Raw genomic sequence first — 20,822 nt, forward strand, 5'->3', positions numbered from 1 at the left:
ACATGATCCAATCGCTTCTGATCGCCAATCGCGGCGAAATCGCCTGCCGCGTCATCCGCACTGCCCGCCAGATGGGCATTCGTACCGTCGCGGTCTATTCCGACGCGGACGCCGATGCACTGCATGTACGCGAGGCGGACGAGGCCGTGCATATCGGCCCCTCGGCGGTGCGCGAGAGCTACCTCGTCGGTGAGAAGATCATCGCCGCCGCAAGGCAGACCGGCGCCGAGGCGATCCACCCCGGCTACGGCTTCCTGTCGGAAAATGCCGAGTTCGCGCAGGCGGTGATGGACGCCGGGCTGGTCTGGGTCGGCCCGAACCCGTCGTCGATCACCGCGATGGGCCTCAAGGACGCGGCCAAGACGCTGATGGCGGAGGCCGGGGTTCCGGTGACGCCGGGCTACATGGGCGCCAATCAGGAACCCGCTTTCCTGGCCGAAGAAGCTGCGAAGATCGGCTATCCGGTACTCATCAAGGCCGTTGCGGGCGGCGGCGGCAAAGGCATGCGGCTGGTCGAGGCGCCCGAGGCCTTCGTCGATGCGCTCGTTTCGTGCAAGCGCGAGGCGGCCTCCTCGTTCGGCAACGATCATGTGCTGATCGAAAAGTACATCGCCAGCCCGCGCCATATCGAAGTGCAGGTTTTCGGTGATAGCCACGGCAATGTCGTGCACCTGTTCGAGCGCGATTGCTCGCTCCAGCGCCGCCACCAGAAGGTGATCGAGGAAGCCCCCGCGCCCGGCATGGATGCGGCGACGCGCGAGGCGCTTTGCGCGGCGGCGGTGCGTGCCGCCAAGGCAGTCGACTATGTCGGCGCGGGCACCATCGAATTCATCGCCGACGGCTCCGGCAAGCTCTCTGCCGACCGGATCTGGTTCATGGAAATGAACACGCGCCTTCAGGTCGAGCATCCGGTGACAGAGGAGATCACCGGCGTCGATCTCGTCGAATGGCAGCTTGTGGTGGCGAGCGGCGGGAAGCTGCCGAAGTCCCAGGAAGACCTCACTATCGACGGCTGGGCCATGGAAGCCCGCCTCTATGCCGAGGACCCCGCCAAGGGCTTCCTCCCCAGCATCGGCAAGCTGGAACTGCTGGCGTTCGGCGAGGCGGAAGGAGGTCGCATCGACACCGGGGTCTACGAAGGCGCCGAAGTCTCGCCGTTCTACGACCCGATGATCGCCAAAGTGATCGCCTGGGGCGAGGACCGCGAGGAAGCGCGCGAACGACTGGGCGAGATGCTGGAAGACAGCGCCGTCTGGCCGGTGCGCACCAATGCCTCGTTTCTCGTCAAAGCCTTGCAGCATCCCGACTTCGCGGCGGGGAAGGTCGATGCCGGCCTGATCGGCCGCGACGGCGAGGCGATGGCCGAGGCGCCGGTGCCCTCGGACGAAGTGCTGGAAGCCGCTGCCAATTCCCTCGTGCCTGTCACGCCGCTTGCCGGTTTCCGCCTCAATGCGGCACCGGCGCGGTCGGCGTGGTTCTCGCTCGACGGCGAGAAAGTGGAGATCGCGCTGACGGGGGAAGGCAGCGAGGAACCCGACGAAGCCGTGCTCGTCACCGAGCAGGGACAAGCCTGGTTGCTCACCCCATGGCGCCGCGACGGCGTGCATGGCGGGGCGGATGCCTCGGGCGCGATCCTGGCGCCGATGCCGGGGAAAGTGATCGCCGTGGACGTCACCAAGGGACAGACGGTGACGAAAGGGCAGAAGCTGCTAACGCTCGAAGCCATGAAGATGGAACACACCCTCACCGCCCCGTTCGACGGCGTGGTGGCCGAACTCGAAGCCGTGGCCGGGGCGCAAGTCCAGGTCGAGGCGCTGCTGGCCCGAATCGATGAAACTGCGGCATGAGCGACGAACTGGTCATGCGCCGCGCGCGGGAGGACGATCTTCCCGCCATCGTCGTCATGCTGGCGCAGGACCAGATCGGCGATGCCGACGATGCCGACCTGCCGCTCGATCCGGCCTATCTCGAAGCCTTTCGCGCGATCGACGCTTCGCCGGATCAGTTGCTCATGGTCGCGGAGTTCGAAGGGCGGATCGTCGGCACGATGCAGCTTACCTTCATCCCCGGCCTGCTGATGCGCGGGGCCTGGCGCGGCCAGATCGAAGCGGTGCGGATCGACAGTTCGGTACGCGGTCAGGGCCTCGGCTCGCGGATGATCGAATGGGCCGTCGAGCGCTGCCGCGAGCGGGGTTGCAAGCTGGTCCAGCTGACGTCTAACAATGCGCGCACCGATGCGCACCGCTTTTACGAACGGCTGGGCTGGAGCAAGAGCCACGCCGGTTTCAAGCTCATGCTCGACCAGGGGGACTGACAATGCCGGGCCGTTTCTTCGACGAATGGACGGTGGGCGACCGGATCACCCACCAGCCGAGCCGCACCGTCACCGAGACCGACAACCTGATGTTCTCGGCCATGACCCACAACATGCAGCCGCTACACCTCGACGCGGAATTCGCGAAGAACAGCGAGTTCGGGCAGATCCTGGTCAACTCCACTTTCACTTTCAGCCTCGCCGTGGGCCTGTCGATCGCGGATACGACGGTGGGCACGCTCGTCGCCAACCTCGGCTTCGACAAAGTGGTGACGCCGAAACCGACCTTCATCGGCGATACGCTCACCTGCACGAGCGAAGTCGTCGAAATGCGCGAGAGCAAGTCGCGGCCCTCGCAGGGCATCGTGGTGTTCCGCCACGAACTGACCAACCAGCGCGGCGAAGTGGCGCTCTCCTGCCTGCGCAGCGTATTGCTAAAGAAGAAGGGCGCCTGATCGCGCTTAGCGCAACGCCCACATTCCGCGGGTCTGGGGGATCATCCCCCAGAATTCCTGTTTCCCTTCTTCAAACCGCCTCCCGCAGCACCTCCACCAATCGGGGCACATCGGCCAGCGCGCGCAAGGCATCGTTGAGATGCGTGCAGCCTTCCGGCCCGCGCAGCATTTCCAGCACATCCTCCCGCACCCCGCGCAAGTTCCGGCCGACCAGCCGCGCAACATTATGGACGGCGCCGGAGCATTCGCGGAACGGCAGGATGCGCGCCTCGGGAGCGAGGCTCAGCACTTCCAGCGTCTCTGCATCGACGGTCGCGCCAAGGTCGTACTCGTGGATGGCGACGCGGCCGCCTTCGCGCAGCTTCGCGCTGTCCTGAAAGGCCGAGGCAATGCGAATCAGGCCGCCGTCACGCGTCACATCGATGCGGCGGACGCGGCGAAAGCCGGGGCCTTTGTGTTCGAGGAACGGGTGCCAGCCTTCGGGATCGGCGGGATTGCGCAAGTGCCCTGCATCCGCATCGGCCACGTTTTCCAGCGCCATGCCGCCGGTGACGCCGCTGTTGCCCTCCTGAAGCCCCCAACAGACGTTGGCGCGCTGGGCCAGCACCGGATTGTCCTCATGGCCGCCGCCCAGCCGTTTATTCAGCATTTCCATCCGCTCTGAAAACCACTGGCCCCATGCGAAGGAGGATACGAGCGCGGTCCCGGAAAGGTCGTCGAGCACGAGATAGAGCGGATCGGCCTTCGTAATCAGTTCGGGCATGATCTCGCGCAAGCTCATGCGCAAGTGCCCACCTGCGCGGACACCGACAAGCTGATCGAGGTTTGCCGGGGCAGGCTTCGCGGCGATTTCGGTGATCGTCTTGTCCTCGCTCATCCGCAGCGAGAATTCGCCCGTGGCCAGCGTGCGACCACGACTGTCCGGCCCGGTCAGATAGTCGCGCGCACGGCCGACGAACAGACGCTGGCCATCCACCCCGTCGGGCCAGGCGACGTCGATGCTGGAGGTGCGGCGCAGCGAATTGACGGGGCGAGGCGGCGCCGGATTGGCCGTCCGGCGCGGAGGCGGCGGGTAATGAACGGTCATGGCGGCATCCTGCCCTTCTGTTATCGCCGGTCAGCGTGACATTTTCGTCCGCCGCTTGCCTAGAGGCCGCTGGCGGAAAATGCCTTCCCGCGTTCACCAATCGCGCAGGCGCTGGCTGGAACCTCTCGATCGGTCGGCGGTTGCCTCGCTATCCGGGGCTGCATATCTCCACGGCAGCCTGCGGCCTCAGGAATGGGGCGCGCGCAAAACCAGCGAGGATCCGCAAGACGATGGCTTTCACCGATTTCCTCCGGCAGCAGTGCTACATCGACGGCCAGTGGTGCGATGCCGACAGCGGAGCCACGTTCGAAGTGACCGATCCCGGCAGCGGCGCGGTGCTGGGCACGGTGCCGAAGATGGGCGCAGACGAAACCCATCGCGCTATCGCTGCCGCCGAGCGCGCGCTGCCCGCCTGGCGCGCCAGGACGGCGGGCGAACGCTCGAAACTGATGCGCAGGCTGTTCGACCTGATGATCGCGCATCAGGACGATCTCGGCGAACTGCTCACCCGCGAACAGGGCAAGCCGCTGGCCGAAGGGCGCGGCGAGATCGCCTATGGCGCCAGCTTCATCGAATGGTTCGCCGAAGAGGCCAAGCGCGCCTATGGCGACACCATCCCCGGCCATGCCGCCGACCGCCGCATCGTCGTCATCAAGCAGGGCGTCGGCGTCGTCGCCGCGATCACGCCCTGGAACTTCCCCAATGCGATGATCACCCGCAAGCTGGGACCGGCGCTGGCAGCGGGCTGCACGATCGTCATCAAGCCCGCTTCGGCCACGCCCTATTCGGCGCTCGCCATCGCGCATCTCTGCGAACTGGCGGGGATTCCGGCGGGCGTCGTCAATGTCGTGACCGGCAGCGCCGGGCAGATCGGCTCCGCGCTGACGGCCAGTCCCAAGGTCGCCAAGCTGACTTTCACCGGCTCCACCGAGATCGGCCGCGACCTGCTGCGCGAATGTGCCGGGACGATCAAGAAGACCTCGATGGAACTGGGCGGCAATGCCCCCTTCCTCGTCTTCGACGATGCCGATGTCGATGCCGCGATCGACGGCGCGATGATCTCCAAGTTCCGCAACGGCGGCCAGACCTGCGTGTGCACCAACCGCTTCTACGTGCAGGACGGCGTTTACGACGAATTCGTGGAGAAGCTGGCGAAGCGCGTCTCGGCCATGAAAGTCGGCTACGGCCTGGACGAAGGCACCGAAGTCGGCCCGCTGATCGACGAAAAGGCGGTCGAGAAAGTGGAGGAGCATCTGGAAGATGCGCTTGCGGGCGGCGCGAAAGTGCTGGCGGGCGGCCAGCGCAACGCGCGCGGCGGTTCGTTCTTCAACCCCACCGTGGTTTCAGGCGTGAAGCCGGACATGAAACTGGCGCGCGAGGAGACTTTCGGGCCGCTGGCGGGCGTGATCCGCTTCACCGACGAAGCCGATGCCATCCGCATGGCCAACGACACCGAATTCGGACTGGCCAGCTACTTCTACGCATCGGACCTCAGCCGCGTCTGGCGCGTGGCCGAGGCGCTGGAGGCGGGCATGGTCGGCATCAACACCGGGCTGATCTCCACCGAAGTGGCGCCGTTCGGCGGGGTGAAGCAGTCCGGCCTCGGCCGCGAGGGATCGCACTACGGCCTCGATGACTACATGGAGGTGAAGTACCTCTGCATGGGCATCAAGCCGGCCTGACGACCGTAGTGATACGCAAAGGGGCAGGAGGCCATCGGCCACCTGCCCCTTTTTCATACGTCAACCGTCCGGTCAGTCGAGGACGGTCTTTTCATCCGCCGGATCGGTGTGGAACTCCACCCACACGCCGTTGATGATGCCGAAGCCGACGGCCAGGCCGACGCCGAGTATCCATGTGAAATACCACATTGTCGTTTCCTCAGTAGAAATCGGGATTGAGGTTGACGTCGCGCGTCGTGATCCGGCCGAACATCACCTTGTAGGCCCAGGCCGTATAGACCAGCACGATCGGCAGCAGGATCACCGTCACCAGCAGCATGATGAACAGCGTCGTATGGCTGGACGAGGCGTTCCACACGAGCAGGCTGGAGCGCGCGTCGATCGAACTGGGCAGGATGAAGGGGAACATCGACAGGCCGACCGAAGCGATGATGCCGAGATTCGCCATCGACGACCCTGCGAAGACCAACGCGTCCTTGCGTCCGCGAATGCCGATGAGCGCCATCAGCGGTCCGGCAAGGCCGAGCAGCGGGGCCAGGATCATCCAGGGATGCGCGCCGTAGTTGGCGAGCCATGCTCCGGCCGCATGGGCGGTCTCGGTCATGCGCGGGTTGGACGGCCCTGCCGCCTCCGCGACGCCGATCACCCGGTAGCCGATATCGCCCATCGCCAACCAGACGCCGCCCAATGCGTAGAGCACGAAAGCGACCAGCGCGGCGACCTGGCCGTAGCGCTGGGCGCGGTCGCGCACCGGGCCGTCCTCCAGCTTGAGGGTCAGCCAGCCCGCGCCGTGCAGCACCAGCATCGCCACCGAGACGAGACCGCCGAGCAGGGCGAAGGGGCTGAACAGGCCGAGCAGCGTGCCTTCGTAGAAGCTGCGCATGTCGCTATCGAGCCGGAAGGGCACGCCCTGGAGGACATTGCCGACCGCCACGCCGAAGACCAGCGCCGGTACGAAGCCGCCGATGAAGAGCGCCCAGTCCCAACGCGAGCGCCAGGCCGGATCGGGCCGCTTGGAACGATACTTGAAGCCCACGGGGCGCAGGATGAAGGCCGAGAGCACCAGGAACATCGCGAGATAGAAGCCCGAGAAGCTCACGGCATAGACGTAAGGCCAGGCCGCGAAGATCGCGCCGCCGCCGAGGATGAACCAGACCTGGTTGCCTTCCCAGGTCGGTCCGATGGCGTTGATGACCATGCGGCGCTCGGCATCGGTGCGCCCGACGAAGGGCAGGAGCGAGGCCGAGCCGAGGTCGAAACCGTCGGTCAGGGCGAAGCCGATGAGCAGCACGCCCATCAGCGTCCACCAGATCAGCCGCATCGTTTCGTAGTCGAAGGGTATGGACATTGTGGCCTCCGTCTTACTCGGCCGGGATGGCGGTGAAGGTCGTGGCGGGCGCGCGCTCTGGCATGGGTTCGCCGTCGCTGCCTTCGTAGACCTCGGGTCCGTGGCGGATGGTCGAGAGCATCAGCTTCACCTCGATCACCGCCATCACGCCGTAGAGCGCGGTGAAGCCAAAGATCGTCGCCCAGATCTGGGTCGTCGTCAGGCTCGATGCCCCGAGGAAGGTCGGCAGTACCCCGTCCACCGCCCAGGGCTGGCGGCCCAGTTCGGCGACGAGCCAGCCGATCTCGATCGCCAGCCACGGCAGCGGCATGGCCAGAACGGCGGTGCGCAGGAACCACTTGCGGTCGAACCGGCGGCGTACCGAGAAGGCGAAAGCGGTCGCGAAGAACAGGATGAAGAAGAAGCCCAGCCCCGCCATGATGCGGAACATGAAGAACAGCGCCGGTACGTTGGGCACGGTGCTCCAGGCGGCCTTGGCGATCGTCGCGTCGTCGGCCGTGCGCGGGTCGGCGACGAAGCGCTTGAGCAGCAGGGCATAGCCGAGATCGCTCTTGTGACGTTCCCAGGCCTCGCGCGCGACCAGATCGTTGCGGTTGACCTTGAGCTTTTCCACCGCGTCATAAGCGATCACGCCCTGACGGATGCGGTAGTCGGCCCGTTCCACCAGCGGCACGATACCGGCCACTTCGCCTGAGAGGCTGCGCGTCGCGATCAGTCCCAGCACATAGGGAACCTTGATCTCGTAGGCGGTCTCATGCGCGGAGTTGGAGGGAATGCCGAAGAGCGTCAGCCCGGCGGGGGCCTGCTCGGTTTCCCACATGCCTTCCATCGCCGCCAGCTTCATCTGCTGGTTGTCGGTGAGGGCATAGCCGCTCTCGTCCCCCAGCACGACGACCGAGAGCGAGGAGGCAAGACCGAAAGCCGCCGCCACGGTGAAGCTGCGCTTGGCCAGTTCCATGTGGCGGCCGCGCAGCAGGTAGTAGCAGGAAACGCCCAGCACGAAGACGCTGGCGCAGACATAGCCCGCGCTGACGGTGTGGACGAACTTGGCCTGGGCCACCGGGTTGAAGAGCACGTCCTTGAAGTTCGAGACTTCCATGCGCATCGTCTCGGGATTGAACACTGCGCCCGTAGGATGCTGCATCCAGCCGTTGGCGATGAGAATCCACAGCGCCGACAGGTTCGAGCCGACCGCGACCATGATCGTCGTCAGCAGGTGGCCGCGCTTGGAAAGGCGGTCCCAGCCGAAGAACATCAGGCCGACGAACGTGGCTTCGAGGAAGAAGGCCATAAGGCCCTCGATCGCCAGCGGAGCACCGAAGATGTCTCCCACGTAGTGCGAGTAATAGGCCCAGTTGGTACCGAACTCGAACTCCATGGTGAGACCGGTGGCCACGCCGAGCACGAAATTGATGCCGAAGAGCTTGCCCCAGAACCGGGTCACGTCCCGCCAGATGGGACGGTCGGTTATGACATAAACACTTTCCGTAATTACGAGAATGAAGGAAAGGCCCAATGTCAGGGGAACGAAGAGAAAATGGTACAGCGCCGTCAAGGCGAACTGTAGCCGTGATAGTTCCACCACTGCCATGTCGATCATGTCGAATCCCGCTGTTTTTAGCGGCTTGAGGCGGGAAGAAAGCGATTGCCCCAAGCTGGTTGGTTTCGTAGGGTTGCGTTAGGCTTCGTTCGGAAAGCTGTCAAACTTTACTTACATGGTTTACTTAATTTGATCTATGTCAAATTTGCTCGCGTCCTGATACCCGGCGCATGGCTTGTCGATATTGTCGGAGCGGCACTCTTCTCGTGGGGGGTGGCGACAGGCGTCGGCGCGGTTGCGGGGGGCGGATCGCCTGCGCTTCCTGCGGCGTGGATCCTCTACGGCGTGGTGCTGCGCGCGCTTGCGACCTGCACGGTCGACCGGATCGCCGTGGCAGCGGCGCAGGAAGCAAGCGCCACGCGACGGGCCGGACTGTGGCAGAGACTTCTGGGCGGACGGCTGGCGAGACTGATCTCCTCAGGCGAAAGCGCAAATCTGGCGCTGGACCATAGCACGGCGATCGAGAATCGCGACGTCCGGTTTTCTCCCATCCGAATCAACGCCGTGATCGGGCCGCTGGTGGTGGCCGCAATCGTCGCTCCGGCGAGCTGGGTGGCGGCGGCGATCATGGTGGGGACGCTGGTGCCCTTCACGCTCGGGATGATCCTGGCCGGAACCGCATCCCGCCGCGCCGCCGAGCGCCAGCTCGCCGCGCTGGGCGCGCTGTCCGGTCTTTTCGTGGACCGCGTGACCCATCTGCCGCTGATCCGCCACTTCGGCGCCGAAGCGCGCATCGGCCGTCAGGTCCGCACCGCTACCGGGGAAGTGGCCCGCCGCACGGTCTCGGTCCTGCGCACGGCCTTCCTGTCCAATGCGGTGCTGGAGTTCTTCTCCGCCCTCTCGATCGCGCTGGTGGCGGTCTACTGCGGCTTCTCGCTGCTCGGCCTGCTGCCGTTTCCGGCGCCCGAGAAGCTGACGCTGGTCCCGGCCTTCTTCGTGCTCGCCATGGCCCCGGAATTCTACCTGCCGATGCGCCGCCTCGCCGCCGCCTATCACGAGAAGCAGCTTGGCGAAGCCGCGCAGCAGGCCCTCGCCCCCTTCGAAGAAACGCCGACACTGCTCAAGGCCCGGAAGGCCGCCCCCTTCGACGGCCTCCATGTCGAGCATCTGGCCCTCGCCTTCCCCGGCCTTGCGGTCGGCCCGCTCCATTTCGAACTCGAACCGGCAGACCTCGTGGCCCTGTCCGGCCCCACCGGCAGCGGCAAGACGAGCACGCTGGCCGCCATCGCCGGTCAACTCGTGCCGACGCTGGGCCACATCGCCATGCGCTCCGGCCAGCCGCTCGCGCCGGATGCCGTCGCCTGGGCCGCGCAGCGCCCGCTGCTGGTGACCGGAACGCTCGGCCACAACCTTGCGCTCGCCGCGCCGCAGGCCACCGAGGCCGAAGTGCTCGCCGTCGCGGAGAAGGTAGGCCTCGGTGATGTGCTGGCGCGGCGCGGCGGCCTTGCCATGCCGGTAGACCACGCCGGTTCCGGCCTTTCGGGGGGCGAGCGGCGCCGCATCGGCCTTGCCCGCGCGATCCTTTCCGCGCGCCCGCTGATCCTCTGCGACGAGCCGACCGCCGACCTCGACGCGGCTTCCGCCGCCATGATCGTCGCCCTGCTCCGCGAACTCTCCGCCGAGCGCTGCATTCTCGTCGCCACCCACGACGACGCCCTGATCCGCGCCGCCCGCCGGGAGATCAAGCTGTGAATTCCGCCAAGCGGCCCCACCTGCTCGCAACCGCCGGTCTCGCCCGCCGCCGCCTGTTCTTCGCCAGCCTCTGCGCGGGCCTCGCCGCCGTGGCCGCGATCGGGCTGCTGGCGGTGTCCGGCTGGTTCCTGACCGCCGCCGCGCTTGCCGGTTCGGCCGGCGTCGCCACCGCCATGGCCTTCAACTACCTGATCCCCAGCGCGGCGATCCGCCTGCTGGCGATCGTCCGCACCCTTTCGCGCTACGGCGAGCGCCTGCTCTCCCACAAAGTTGCGCTGGAAGGCATGGCCGACTTGCGCGGCACGCTGTTCGACAAGCTCGCCGCGCAGGACAGCCGCCACGCCCCCGACACCTCGCCCGGCGAAGCCAGCACCCGGCTGATCGACGACGTGGAAGCGCTGGAGGACCTGGTGATCCGCCAGCCCGCGCGCCACGCGGCAGTCGTCTCCGCACTGGTCAGCCTCGCGCTCGTCGCGTTCGGCGGCTGGGCGGCGCTGCTGTTTCTTGCGGCGATGATGGCGGGCCTGCCGCTGCTGTTCCGCCGCCTTTCAGAGCACCTGACCCGCGCGCCCGCCGAAGCCGCCGCCACGGCGCTGGGAGACCTGCGTATCCGCTACGTCGAACTCGCCGGTTCGCGTGCGGAGATCGCTGCCTATGGCCTTGCCGACCGCGCGCTCGCGGAACTCGAACCGATCGCCGCGCGCCTCGACAAGGCCCGCGCCGGGCTGTTCCGCGCCGAGGCGCTGCAGGGCGCGCTGCTTTCGGTCTACGGCGGCGTGGCGGTGGCCGGTGTCCTGCTGCTGGCGCGCGAATCGGCGCCGATGGTGGCGCTGGCCATGCTGGCGACCGCCTCGGCGGTCGAGGCGATGGGCGGCCTGTCGCGCAGCTTGCTGCGCCGCGCCTCGCTCGAAGCGGGATTGCGCCGGATCGCCTCGCTCAATGCGCTCGGCGGCGAACTTCAGGAACCCGTGACCGCCGCAGGTGCCCCGCTCACACTCGGCGCGCGGCAGTTCCGGCCCGGCGCGCGCCTGGCGATCACCGGGGCGTCAGGCTCGGGCAAGACCCGCGTGCTGCTGACGCTCGCCGGAATGCAGCAGCCGGTCGCGGCGATCGGCCTCGACGGCGAACCGCTCGAAACGAGCCCCGGCTGGCGCCTGAACAGCCAGTTCGCGCTGTCCCCGCAGGACGCGCCGCTGCTGATCGGCACCGTGGCCGACAACTTGCGCCTCGCCCGCTCCGGCGTGACCGAGGCGGAAATGTGGGACGCGCTGGAAGTCGCCCAACTCGACCGGCGCATTCGCCGCAGCGAACAGGGCCTCGACACCCCGGTCAGCGAGGGCGGCGGCATTCTCTCTGGCGGCGAGCGCAAGCGCCTGTCGCTGGCCCGCGCCCTTCTGAGCGGACGCCCCTGGCTGCTGCTGGACGAACCCAGCGAAGGTCTGGATACCGCCACCGAAGCCGCGCTCGTGGAAAGCCTCAAGCGCTGGCTCGACGACACCGGCAGCGGCCTCGTGCTGGTCTCGCACCGCAAGGCGCCCCTGGCGCTCTGCGAGGAAGCGGTGGAAGTCTCCGAACTGCTCTGAGACTTCAGCGAAACACGCGGGCGAAGCGCGCCGCGCCGCCCTGCTGAGGGGCGGCTTGGGATGGTGCAGGGGGCTTGGCACCGCCTCCCGCCTCGTCGCCGAGCACAGTCAGGGCCTGCGCGATCTCCGCCATCCGCGCACCGTCGACCTGATAGAACACCTGCTTGCCATTACGCTGCGAGAGCACGAGTTCCGCCTTGCGCAGGATCGAAAGCTGCTGCGACAGCCCCGGCTGGCCGATGCCGGTGGCTTCCTCGATTTCCCCGACGGCCAGCGGACGCGCGCGGACCGCGTGGAGGATCTGCAGGCGCACCGGATGCCCCAACGCCCGCAGCAGTTCCGCCGTCGCTTCGAACTCGGCGGCAAGATGGGATTGCGGCATGTCAGACCTGCCCCCCGTCCGCCGCGCCGAGCGGCGCATGGAACCACCCGACCGGATCGCCGCAGGCCAGCGCCGCCTCGGCCGTCTCGTCCGGCTGGCGCAGCAGCGGCGCGCCGGGCTGCCAGTCCGCCGGAGCCAGTCCCGAACCGTCCCGAACTTCGCGCAGAGCCGTCAGGATGCGCAGCAGTTCCGGGATCGAGCGCCCCACGGTCAGGGGATAGCTGTTGGTCGCCTGGATCACCCCGTCGGGGTCGATGAAATAGGTCATCCGCACGGTCGCACTGTCGTGCGCGTCGCTACCGACCATGCCGTAGGCCCGCGCGATCTCCATCGTCGGATCTTCAACGATGGGAAACGGCACGGTTACCCCGATGCTGTCGCGAATCAGGCGAATCCACGCGAGGTGGGAATAGAGACTGTCCACCGAAAGTCCCACGAGTCGGCACCCCAGCGCCGCGAAATCCCCGGCGGCACGAGCCAGCGCCACGACCTCGCTGGTGCAGACCGGGGTGAAGTCCGCCGGATGGGAAAACAGGATCAGCCACTGCCCGCGATAGTCGTCGAGGTCGAACGGCCCCTGCGTGCTGCGGGCCACGAACCGCGGCACTACATCGCCAATCCGCAAAGGCTGCAAGGCCGCCGCGCTTCCGTTCTCACCCTGATCGCTCGTCATCGCGCGACAGTTACAAGATTATTCCCAATCGTAAACTCTCGCCGTCCTCATGGCCTGTCGGTAACGCGGATACCCCAATGCGCCAGCCATCAGGGTAATTGCCCTGCCCCGGCCTTCGTCGCAAACAGCGGCTATGGAGTATACCGGCCTGGCCAAGCCACCCGACGGCGCGCTCGTGCATCCCAGCCGGGAGCACCATCTGGACGCCGTGCGCGCGGTGCTGATGCTGCTGGGCATTCCCTTTCACGCCACCCATCCCTTCCGGGACGACGGCCAGACCTGGATGGTGATGTCCGCGGATCGCTCGCTGGCGCTCACCCATGTCATGGAATTCCTGCACTTGTTCCGGATGCAGGGGTTCTTCCTGATCGCCGGTTACTTCACGGCGATGTTACTCCTGAAACGGAGCGTCGGCGCCTATCTGGAAAGCCGCCTGACCCGGCTCGTCCCGCCGCTGGTGGTGGGCCTGCTGGTGATCGTGCCGCTGATGAACCTCGCTGCCGACCTGCATAATGCCTCCAGTTCAAGCGCAGGATTCGGCCTGTGGCTCGGCGAAAGCCTCACATTGGGACGGGAGACGACCGGCCACTTATGGTTCGTGATCGTGCTCATCTATTTCAGCGCCGTCGCGGCGCTGGTCTGCCTTTCGCCGAAAGTGCGGACATTCCGCCTGAACCTGTCGGATCGCACCGTCTCCCGGCTGTTCCTTCCGGCCATACTGGCCATCGGCCTCGGCATCGGCGTCTATGAAGTCGCCCTGCTGAAAGCGAATCCGCTGATCCCCGAACTGCTCAAGAATCCGGTTTCGCTCGGCTTCGCGCTCGAATACGCGCCCTATTTCGCGATAGGTGCGCTGGTCAACCGGGTCCCGGCCATGAACCGCCGGTTCAATCGCTTCTCCTGGCTGGTAACGCTCGTCGCGATCGTGCTCGCGCTGGTGGCGGTAGGCGTCGGGGAACTGCCGAAGTATACCCGCCCGGTCCTCAAAGCGGTGGCCGCCATCGGCCTGACCCAGTCCATCATCTCCGGCGCAGGCACTCTGTTCAGGACGGAATCGCGCCGGGTCCGCGAACTGGTGGAGGCGTCCTTCGTCATCTACCTGCTCCACCTGCCGATCATCGTGGCGACCTTCGGCCTCGTGGAGGCGATCCCGGCTCCCTACTTCGTGCGGTACTTCGTGATGATCGCGGTCGCCTTCACGCTGTCGTTCCTGGGATGGCTGATCGTGAAGCGGAGCGACTGGCTGCTTTTCGTCATGAGCGGCGTACGGAGCACACCCCGCCCGGGATAGAACAATGCCCCGACGAAGGCCTTGCTTCGCCGGGGCATTGCTTCGGACCGGCAGACTTACTCGCCAGACTTACTCACTGGTGCTGCTGCCGAGGTTCACGCCGAGATTCGCGGAACCGCTCGCCCCGTTCCGCGAGGCCGAACCACTGCCCGAACCCATTGCACCAGCACTGTGCCCGCCCGCGCTCGCAGTACCAGATCCGTTGCCCGAGGCTCCGGCCGAACTGGAGGACAGGCTGCCCGCCGTCTCCCGCGCCTTGTCGCCCAACCCCTGCGCCTTTTCGGCGGCGGCGCTGCGGGCGGCCTGGGCGCCGTCGCTTGCCGTGCTCGCCAAACCCGAAGCCGCGCCTGTCGCACCGGCAAGATCGGCCGCGCCGGTCAGGTTGCCCGAGCCGGTCGCCGAGCCACCATTGCCCGATCCGGACAGCGCACCGGTTCCCGAGCCCGCCGCCGAAGCACTACCCGCCACACTCGACAGCGTGGAACGGGTCGAATCGACCAGCCCACCGGCCCGCGAACCCGCGCCGCTGACCGCTGTCGTCTGACCCGAGGCATCCGGGGCCTGCACCTGCGGCGCCTTCACCGACTTGCTGGCCCGTCCGCTGCCACCAGCCCGCGAGGAAACGTTCCGGCTCGCCCGCGAGGCGCTGATATCGCCCGCGCCGCTGCCCATGCCGTCGATCGAGCTGCCGACGCCGCCGAGCGTCCCACCCAAAGAGCCTCCGAGCGAGCCGCCCAGCGAACCGCCAAGGCCGCCCCCGCCAAGAAGCTGGGCATGGGCCGCAGGCGAGACGGCAACGAGGGCGAGCGTGGCGATTGCGGTCCCGAGAGTGAGCTTGTTCATGATTCTGCTCCTTCCTTATTCTCCACACCCATCCGGTGTGTCTGTTGGAAGGAACGGATGCCCCTCGGGCTTTCATCCGTGAGAGGCGTGAATTTTTTCGGTTGCCCCGTTCACAGCCCGCTGCGGCAGATGCTGCAAAGCACCCCGCGCCCGGTCCGGCGGGTGCCCTTGACCGCTTCGGAATCCACGGCTTTCAGCGCTTTCGCACCGTTTCCCAGCCGGGCCTGCCACGCCGCGATCCGCGCGGCGGCAAGCGGCGCCGCATAGGACGTCCCTCGCAACGAGACCCGCCCGCGTCCAGGAACCACTGCCGAGATATCCGCACCCGGCGCGGCATAGTCGAGATGCGCCGCCTGCCCCGCCTCGATCAGCACCCGCCCGGCGCGATCGACCCCGGTCACTGCCACGACGCCGGGATAGGATGCCGGAAAGGCCGGCGGCGCCGCCGCTCCGTCGTTGCCGACCGCCGCGACGATCACCATGCCCTTGCCCTGCGCCCCCGCCACCGCGCGTGCCAGCAGGGGATTCGACGGTCCGACCAGACTGATCGAGACCACCGGCACCCCCTGCCCCTGCATCCAGCCGAGCGCTCTCGCGATCGCCAGCGCGCTCCCCCCTGCCGGATCGGAGCCGTAGACATCCGCACCATAGATCTTCGCCGTCCCCGCGCCCGCCAGCAGCGAGGCGATGGCAGCGGCATGATCGCTGGCTTTCGGCGCCCCGGACGCGAAGCCCCGCTGCGCCGCCAGCCGGGAGGAACCCGCGATCCCGCCATCGATGACGCCGACGGTGCCACCATGGGGCAGAGCCTCCGCCTTGCCTGCTCCGCCCGGCTGCAACGCCGCACCGGAGGGGAAATGAAGCTGGTCGGCGGAAATCTCGCGGCCGGGCAGCGCCTTTCGCAGATCCTGAACGGCTTTGGCGAGCGGCATCCCCTGCGGCGTGCCGAGCCGTGCATAGGCAAGATCCAAGGCCTCGATCTCGGCCTGCTCCAGAACCTTGTAGCCCTTGCCCCGTGCTGTCTCCAGCGCGGCAGGATCGGGGTCCAGCAGGAGGACTTCGCCGCGCACGGCGGGCTGATGGTCATCGTCCCATTCGACCCGGTCGCCGTGGACGGAGACGAACCCGCCGATCCGCCGAAGCCGCTCGCGCGCCATCGAGCGGACATCCTCCACCACCTCGCCCAGCGGCGCGGCGACTTGCGACGCCGTATCCCGCGCCGTTTCGCCGAGCGTCCTACCCGCACGACCGACCGTGCCCAGCGGATCGACCGGCAGCAGTTGCGCCCGCAAGGGCGCCGCAACCAGCGCCGCCATCGCCAGAGCCAGGATCGCGACTGTTCTCATCAGCTTGTCCATCATGAAAAATCGTAGCACTCAGGGATGAAACGCCAAGGCTCATGCGTTTCATCCCTCAGGCAAGACATTCGATGAGCACAGACCACTTCTTCCAAGAGCTGACCGCCCTGCTGCCGCGCCTGCGGCGGTTCGCGCGCGGCCTCGCTCGCGATGCGGCCGATGCCGACGACTTGTGCCAGCAGACCGTCGAGCGCGCGCTCAAATCCCGCCGGCAATGGCAGGAAGGGACGCGGCTCGACGCATGGGTTTACAGGATCATGCGCAACCAGTGGATCGACGAGACAAGAGCAAGGAAGCGGCGTTCGCAGACCTTCGTCCATGAGGAGGAAGGCGTTGCCATAGGCACCCCCGGCGACCGCGATGCCGAGAACCTGGTCGAACTCGGCAATGTCGGCCGCGCGCTGGCGCGGCTCCCCGAGGAACAGCGCGAAGCGGTGATGCTCGTGCTTGTCGAGGGCTTTGCCTACAAGGAAGCTGCCGAGATCATCGGCATCCCGCAAGGCACCCTAACCTCGCGCCTCGGCCGGGGCCGCGAGGCGCTGCTGCGCGAACTGGGAGAAGCGGCGTGACCGTGAGCGACGAGGAACTGATGGCCTATGCGGACGGCGAACTTGCCGAGACCGATGCCGCGCGCGTCGCCGCCGCCGTAGCGGCCGATCCTGCGCTCGCCGGGAAGCTCGCAGCGCAGCGCCGCCTGCGCGCCCTGCTGCGCGGCACTTTCGATCCGGTAACGGCCGAACCGGTCCCGGAAGACCTGACCCTCTTGATCGCGGCAGCCGCCGCGCAGGAGGCGGAAGAGGACATGACCGATGCCCGTCTGCCCTCTGAACTCCCCGCCGGAAAACCGCGGGTCATCGATCTCGCCGAGATTCGCCAACGGCGAAAGGCCGAAGCACCGGCGACGAACGGCCGCCCCCGGCACCTGCGGCACTGGCGCATCGGCCTTGCCGTGGCTGCCACGCTGGTGCTCGGCCTCATGATCGGCACGCAGATTGAACGCGGCAACATGACGGAACGAAACGGTGCCCTGCTGGCCTCCGGCGACCTCGCCCGAGGGTTGGAGACCCGGCTCGCTTCCGCCCCTGACGGGGACCTGCGCATCCTCGCCAGCTTCCGCCGCCGGGACGGCGACTATTGCCGGGTCTATGCCGCCACGGCCTCCGCCGGGATCGCCTGCAAGGATTCGGGCCGATGGGTCCTCGAACATGTCGTTGCAGGAGACGGCAGGACAGAGGCGGACTATCGCCAGGCCGGTTCGGACAAGTCCGGTTCAGACAGGGCCGATCTGATGGCAAAGGCGCAGGACATGGCGGCAGGCGATCCGCTCGATGCCGCGCAGGAACGCGAAGCCGCGGCCGGGGGATGGCGGAAGTAGGCAGAGCGCAGACAGCGGATGACAGCCTTGGTCCTCCCCGCTATGAGCGCGCTTCCGCCCGCTGAACGATGGTCGAACGGTGCTGGGCTCATGAATCCGGGTTGCACGGCAGAACAGTGACTATCGAGGGAATGACATTCGTGGCGCTGCCGCTCGGCGCCATCCTGCTCGAAGGACTCGTGCGTCCACGGCGCGACAAGTTCCCGCTCGCAATCGGACGGAGCCTTCCCGGCACCTGGCTCCTGCTGTGGATGATGACGGCCCTGGCGGGTCTCTTCCTCGTTGTCTGCGGTAACGTTCCCGTCTCCGTCTGCCTCGCACTCGGCGTGCTCGCCCTGCTGACGGTGGCATCCAATGCCAAGCATGCCATGCTCGGCGAGCCGTTGCTCTTTTCCGATCTCGCCCTCATCGGGGCGATATTTCGCCATCCGCAGTTCTACCTGTCGGCGGTCGCCGTCTGGCAGCGGACCATGGCCGGGATCATTGCCCTCCTCCTCCTGGCGCTCCTCGCCTGGCTGTTCGTTCCGGCGATGCAGCCGCACCTGATCGGATTGGGCGCTCTGGCTGCGAGCCTCGCGATTCTCGCGCTCTCGCTGAAGACCGCGCCCATCCGCCGTCTGGCCACGGTGCCGGCGGCCCACGCCGACGTGCAGCAACATGGCCTGCTGCCGACGCTCCTGCTGTACTGGCTGCGCTGGCGCGCAAGCGAAGCCCCGGCGCCTTGCGTCGCGCCGCGCCGGACCCCGATCGCAGAGGCACCGGAACTCGTCGTCATCATCCAGTGCGAGAGTTTCGCCGATCCGGTCGAACTCTTTTCGGACCCGGACCTGGCCCTGCCCGGCCTTGCCGCGGCGCGGAAGCACGCCTGGCAGTCGGGACGGCTCCAGGTCAGCGGCTTCGGCGCCTATACCATGCGCACGGAATACGGTGTCCTGTTCGGCCTCGACGAGGAAGAACTCGGCTTTCGGCGCTACGACCCGTTCCTGACGGCTCTGGACGACGTGTCCCATGCCCTGCCTGCCCGCCTGAAACCGGCCGGTTGGCACAGTTTGTTCGCGCATCCGCATGACATGCGCTTCTATGGCCGGGACCGGATCATGCCCGCCGCCGGTTTCGCCCACCTCGTCGGCGAGGATCGCTTCGAGCCTCCCGCACCCGGCCAGGGCCGCTATGTCACCGATGCGGCAATGACCGACGAGATCGTCTCGCTCGCGGCGGCAGCGGCCGGGCCGACCATGATCTATGCGGTCACGATCGAGAACCACGGCCCCTGGGCGCCCGACGAACATTCCAGCGGCGATCTCAAGCAAAGCTATCTTCGGCTCGCACGCAACAGCGATGCGATGCTGTCCTCTCTCGTCGAGCGACTGGGCGCGCTAGAACGCCCCGCCCTGCTCGTGTTCTTCGGCGATCATCGCCCCAGCATTCCCGGCGCGACAGCGCCCGGCGGAGACCGGCACACCCCCTACGTGATGATTCGCCTCGACACCTCCGGCGCGATCGTCCGCGGCGAGGATCGACACGCGGACCTGACCCCGGCGGGCCTGCATCATGCCATCCTCGGCGCCGCCCTCGGCGACGTCGCGTCCGAGCAAAGCCCCTCCTGACAGGCCTATCGCGGTGGCGCGAGCGACAGCAGCAGGCGGTCGCGCAGAAAACGCGGCAAGATACGGTCGAACAGTCGCAGCGCCGCAAAAGGCCAGGGCAGGATCACATGCCCCTTGCCGCTCGCGACCGCCGCGGCAATCCGGGCGGCGACGTCATCCGGCTTCAGGATAAGCGGTTTGGGCCCCGGAACCTGCCGTCCTGCGGCCGTGTCGATGAACCCCGGCGAAACCAGTGTCACAGTGACCCCGTGCTCGCGCATGCCAAGTCGCAGCGCTTCGGAGAATCGCGCAAGGCCCGCCTTCGAACCGGAATAGGCCGCCGCGAAAGGCAGGGCGTGAAACGCCGCAGCAGAGCCGATCAGGACGATGGAGCCGGATTTCCGCTCCGCCATACGCTTCGCAAGAGCGGCCGCCATGGCTGCGGGCGCTGCGAAATTGACGATGCCCAGCTTGGCCACAAGCGCGGGATCCTCCACTTTGTCTCCCTCGGCCCGGACGTCTCCGAGACCCGATGCCAGAAGCGCCAGATCGATCGGCCCCACCGCATCCTCGGCCTCAACGGCCAGGACCGCGCCCGCGACATCGGAGATATCCAGCGATCGCACATCGACGCAGGCCCCTCTGGCTCGACAGATTTCCGCCAACGCGGTGAGACGCACCAAATCTCTGCCCCAAAGGGCAAGCATCACGCCCGGAGCGGCGTATTGCCGGGCCAAGGCCCCCCCGAGTCCGCCCGAGGCGCCGGTAATGAGAATTCTTTTTTGTGGGGAACCCGTGTTCATGCCGCTGCATCCGTTTAATCGACCGCGATTGTCAACATCTCAGCGTATTAGGGGACTATTGGCTTGACACTTACCGACGCCTGATGTTCGAGATCGACGCAATGCCCGCGCTAAATCCTAGTCCGCAACGTGTTCGTTTGTTCAAGAGCGAGAAGCTCGAACGGCTAACGTTGATCTCTCCCCGTTTTTTCGCGGCCGCTTGGGCTGTGCTGCTTCCGGCCATCGCCTGGGCAGGCTGGGGGACGGTCGGCCTGCTCGCGGGCACGGGCCTGGTCCTGGCAGGGCTTGGGGTGTGGAGCCTCTTCGAATACGTGATGCACCGCTACATGTTCCACCTGGAATCCGATGTCCCGGTGCTGAAATGGTTCGTGTTCCTGATGCACGGCAACCATCACGACGCCCCGAACGATCCCTTGCGCAGCCTCATGCCGCTCGGCGCCAGCGTGCCGATCGCCCTTGCCGTTTGGGGGACTCTCGTCCTGCTGTTCGCAGACGCGGGAACCTGGCTGTTTCTGGGCTTCATGATCGGATACGTCATCTACGACGTGGTCCACTACGCCTGTCATCACTGGTCGATGAAGGGCCGACTCGGTTCGGCGCTGAAGCGGCATCACATGCGTCACCACTATGTCGACGAGCACGGCAACTACTCGATCTCGGCCATTTTCTGGGACGATGTGTTCGGCAGCAAGATTCGCTCGCTGAAGCGGTAAACGATCACGATATGACCGGAGGCTTCGCTCAAGGTGT

20 protein-coding genes are annotated in these 20,822 nt (G+C 66.8%); 11 read left to right on the plus strand and 9 right to left on the minus strand.

Translation table 11 applies throughout. The features are described from left to right. Positions 1–2: 2 nt before the first annotated feature. Genes AC4D6D_RS01245 through AC4D6D_RS01255 form a run of 3 tightly spaced genes read left to right on the plus strand, consistent with a single transcriptional unit; the run spans position 3 to position 2,769 of the window. Complete coding sequence (locus AC4D6D_RS01245) at positions 3–1,847, plus strand: acetyl/propionyl/methylcrotonyl-CoA carboxylase subunit alpha (RefSeq protein ID WP_491326187.1); 1,845 nt, start codon at positions 3–5, stop codon at positions 1,845–1,847. Further along, entirely contained in the window at positions 1,844–2,314 is a 471-nt protein-coding gene (locus AC4D6D_RS01250) for a GNAT family N-acetyltransferase (RefSeq protein WP_491326188.1), read from the plus strand. The genes AC4D6D_RS01245 and AC4D6D_RS01250 overlap by 4 nt, the downstream gene beginning before the upstream one ends. Before the next feature lie 2 nt (positions 2,315–2,316). Beyond that, positions 2,317–2,769 (plus strand): MaoC family dehydratase, encoded by a 453-nt coding sequence (locus AC4D6D_RS01255; protein WP_147220635.1) that lies wholly within the window; start codon positions 2,317–2,319, stop codon positions 2,767–2,769. A 70-nt stretch (positions 2,770–2,839) separates the two neighbouring features. Here the strand turns inward: AC4D6D_RS01255 and AC4D6D_RS01260 are convergent, their stop codons facing one another. Continuing rightward, entirely contained in the window at positions 2,840–3,856 is a 1,017-nt protein-coding gene (locus AC4D6D_RS01260) for a DUF2889 domain-containing protein (protein WP_491326189.1), read from the minus strand. Between the two features lie 230 nt (positions 3,857–4,086). Between AC4D6D_RS01260 and AC4D6D_RS01265 the strand changes: the two genes are divergently transcribed. Further along, positions 4,087–5,538: an NAD-dependent succinate-semialdehyde dehydrogenase gene (locus AC4D6D_RS01265; RefSeq protein WP_491326190.1), complete on the plus strand. Its 1,452-nt coding sequence runs from the start codon at positions 4,087–4,089 to the stop codon at positions 5,536–5,538. A gap of 72 nt (positions 5,539–5,610) precedes the next feature. Here the strand turns inward: AC4D6D_RS01265 and cydX are convergent, their stop codons facing one another. The 3 genes from cydX to AC4D6D_RS01280 are packed head-to-tail and all read right to left on the minus strand — an operon-like array spanning position 5,611 to position 8,483. Then, positions 5,611–5,727, minus strand: a complete 117-nt coding sequence (gene cydX, locus AC4D6D_RS01270) for a cytochrome bd-I oxidase subunit CydX (RefSeq protein ID WP_147220632.1) — start codon at positions 5,725–5,727, stop codon at positions 5,611–5,613. Positions 5,728–5,737: 10 nt separating this feature from the next. Then, a complete protein-coding gene (cydB, locus tag AC4D6D_RS01275; RefSeq protein ID WP_491326191.1) occupies positions 5,738–6,886 on the minus strand; it encodes a cytochrome d ubiquinol oxidase subunit II in 1,149 nt (382 codons plus the stop codon). Positions 6,887–6,899: 13 nt separating this feature from the next. After that, entirely contained in the window at positions 6,900–8,483 is a 1,584-nt protein-coding gene (locus tag AC4D6D_RS01280; protein ID WP_491327265.1) for a cytochrome ubiquinol oxidase subunit I, read from the minus strand. Between the two features lie 216 nt (positions 8,484–8,699). Between AC4D6D_RS01280 and AC4D6D_RS01285 the strand changes: the two genes are divergently transcribed. Continuing rightward, entirely contained in the window at positions 8,700–10,178 is a 1,479-nt protein-coding gene (locus AC4D6D_RS01285) for an ABC transporter ATP-binding protein/permease (RefSeq protein ID WP_491326192.1), read from the plus strand. Next, a complete protein-coding gene (locus tag AC4D6D_RS01290) occupies positions 10,175–11,761 on the plus strand; it encodes an amino acid ABC transporter ATP-binding/permease protein (RefSeq protein WP_491326193.1) in 1,587 nt (528 codons plus the stop codon). Before AC4D6D_RS01285 ends, AC4D6D_RS01290 begins: the two co-directional genes overlap by 4 nt. Positions 11,762–11,765: 4 nt before the next feature. Here the strand turns inward: AC4D6D_RS01290 and AC4D6D_RS01295 are convergent, their stop codons facing one another. Both AC4D6D_RS01295 and AC4D6D_RS01300 read right to left on the minus strand, forming a co-directional pair. After that, positions 11,766–12,143: a metalloregulator ArsR/SmtB family transcription factor gene (locus AC4D6D_RS01295; protein ID WP_186830112.1), complete on the minus strand. Its 378-nt coding sequence runs from the start codon at positions 12,141–12,143 to the stop codon at positions 11,766–11,768. A 1-nt stretch (position 12,144) separates the two neighbouring features. Next, positions 12,145–12,816 carry a peroxiredoxin gene (locus AC4D6D_RS01300; RefSeq protein WP_491326194.1) on the minus strand — a complete coding sequence of 224 codons (672 nt, stop codon included), beginning with the start codon at positions 12,814–12,816 and terminating at the stop codon, positions 12,145–12,147. A 133-nt stretch (positions 12,817–12,949) separates the two neighbouring features. Here AC4D6D_RS01300 and AC4D6D_RS01305 point away from each other — a divergent pair, with 133 nt between their 5' ends. Further along, positions 12,950–14,107 (plus strand): acyltransferase family protein, encoded by a 1,158-nt coding sequence (locus AC4D6D_RS01305; protein ID WP_491326195.1) that lies wholly within the window; start codon positions 12,950–12,952, stop codon positions 14,105–14,107. Positions 14,108–14,176: 69 nt separating this feature from the next. Here AC4D6D_RS01305 and AC4D6D_RS01310 read toward each other — a convergent pair whose 3' ends face one another. Then, positions 14,177–14,950 (minus strand): hypothetical protein, encoded by a 774-nt coding sequence (locus AC4D6D_RS01310; RefSeq protein WP_491326196.1) that lies wholly within the window; start codon positions 14,948–14,950, stop codon positions 14,177–14,179. A 110-nt stretch (positions 14,951–15,060) separates the two neighbouring features. Then, positions 15,061–16,296 carry a S8 family serine peptidase gene (locus tag AC4D6D_RS01315; protein ID WP_491326197.1) on the minus strand — a complete coding sequence of 412 codons (1,236 nt, stop codon included), beginning with the start codon at positions 16,294–16,296 and terminating at the stop codon, positions 15,061–15,063. Positions 16,297–16,379: 83 nt separating this feature from the next. Between AC4D6D_RS01315 and AC4D6D_RS01320 the strand changes: the two genes are divergently transcribed. The 3 genes from AC4D6D_RS01320 (at position 16,380) to AC4D6D_RS01330 (ending at position 19,290) form a co-directional block, all read left to right on the plus strand. Beyond that, a complete protein-coding gene (locus tag AC4D6D_RS01320) occupies positions 16,380–16,877 on the plus strand; it encodes an RNA polymerase sigma factor (protein WP_491326198.1) in 498 nt (165 codons plus the stop codon). Then, complete coding sequence (locus AC4D6D_RS01325; protein ID WP_491326199.1) at positions 16,874–17,683, plus strand: transcriptional regulator; 810 nt, start codon at positions 16,874–16,876, stop codon at positions 17,681–17,683. The genes AC4D6D_RS01320 and AC4D6D_RS01325 overlap by 4 nt, the downstream gene beginning before the upstream one ends. Before the next feature lie 116 nt (positions 17,684–17,799). Then, on the plus strand, positions 17,800–19,290 hold the full coding sequence (locus AC4D6D_RS01330; protein ID WP_491326200.1) for an LTA synthase family protein: 1,491 nt from the start codon (positions 17,800–17,802) through the stop codon (positions 19,288–19,290). Positions 19,291–19,295: 5 nt separating this feature from the next. Here the strand turns inward: AC4D6D_RS01330 and AC4D6D_RS01335 are convergent, their stop codons facing one another. Then, positions 19,296–20,072 (minus strand): SDR family NAD(P)-dependent oxidoreductase, encoded by a 777-nt coding sequence (locus tag AC4D6D_RS01335; protein ID WP_491326201.1) that lies wholly within the window; start codon positions 20,070–20,072, stop codon positions 19,296–19,298. A 206-nt stretch (positions 20,073–20,278) separates the two neighbouring features. Between AC4D6D_RS01335 and AC4D6D_RS01340 the strand changes: the two genes are divergently transcribed. Then, entirely contained in the window at positions 20,279–20,785 is a 507-nt protein-coding gene (locus tag AC4D6D_RS01340; protein WP_491326202.1) for a sterol desaturase family protein, read from the plus strand. The last annotated feature ends 37 nt before the right edge of the window (positions 20,786–20,822 follow it).

The organism is Novosphingobium sp. BF6 (genome assembly GCF_058273105.1).

Excerpts from the sequence above, each read along its gene's own strand:
- AC4D6D_RS01255 (WP_147220635.1), top strand. The coding sequence starts at position 2,317 with ATGCCGGGCCGTTTCTTCGACGAATGGACGGTGGGCGACCGGATCACC.
- AC4D6D_RS01300 (WP_491326194.1), bottom strand. The coding sequence starts at position 12,816 with ATGACGAGCGATCAGGGTGAGAACGGAAGCGCGGCGGCCTTGCAGCCT.
- AC4D6D_RS01295 (WP_186830112.1), bottom strand. The coding sequence starts at position 12,143 with ATGCCGCAATCCCATCTTGCCGCCGAGTTCGAAGCGACGGCGGAACTG.
- AC4D6D_RS01265 (WP_491326190.1), top strand. The coding sequence starts at position 4,087 with ATGGCTTTCACCGATTTCCTCCGGCAGCAGTGCTACATCGACGGCCAG.
- AC4D6D_RS01335 (WP_491326201.1), bottom strand. The coding sequence starts at position 20,072 with ATGAACACGGGTTCCCCACAAAAAAGAATTCTCATTACCGGCGCCTCG.
- AC4D6D_RS01260 (WP_491326189.1), bottom strand. The coding sequence starts at position 3,856 with ATGACCGTTCATTACCCGCCGCCTCCGCGCCGGACGGCCAATCCGGCG.
- cydB (WP_491326191.1), bottom strand. The coding sequence starts at position 6,886 with ATGTCCATACCCTTCGACTACGAAACGATGCGGCTGATCTGGTGGACG.
- AC4D6D_RS01315 (WP_491326197.1), bottom strand. The coding sequence starts at position 16,296 with ATGAGAACAGTCGCGATCCTGGCTCTGGCGATGGCGGCGCTGGTTGCG.
- AC4D6D_RS01245 (WP_491326187.1), top strand. The coding sequence starts at position 3 with ATGATCCAATCGCTTCTGATCGCCAATCGCGGCGAAATCGCCTGCCGC.
- cydX (WP_147220632.1), bottom strand. The coding sequence starts at position 5,727 with ATGTGGTATTTCACATGGATACTCGGCGTCGGCCTGGCCGTCGGCTTC.
- AC4D6D_RS01250 (WP_491326188.1), top strand. The coding sequence starts at position 1,844 with ATGAGCGACGAACTGGTCATGCGCCGCGCGCGGGAGGACGATCTTCCC.
- AC4D6D_RS01305 (WP_491326195.1), top strand. The coding sequence starts at position 12,950 with ATGGAGTATACCGGCCTGGCCAAGCCACCCGACGGCGCGCTCGTGCAT.
- AC4D6D_RS01320 (WP_491326198.1), top strand. The coding sequence starts at position 16,380 with ATGAGCACAGACCACTTCTTCCAAGAGCTGACCGCCCTGCTGCCGCGC.
- AC4D6D_RS01310 (WP_491326196.1), bottom strand. The coding sequence starts at position 14,950 with ATGAACAAGCTCACTCTCGGGACCGCAATCGCCACGCTCGCCCTCGTT.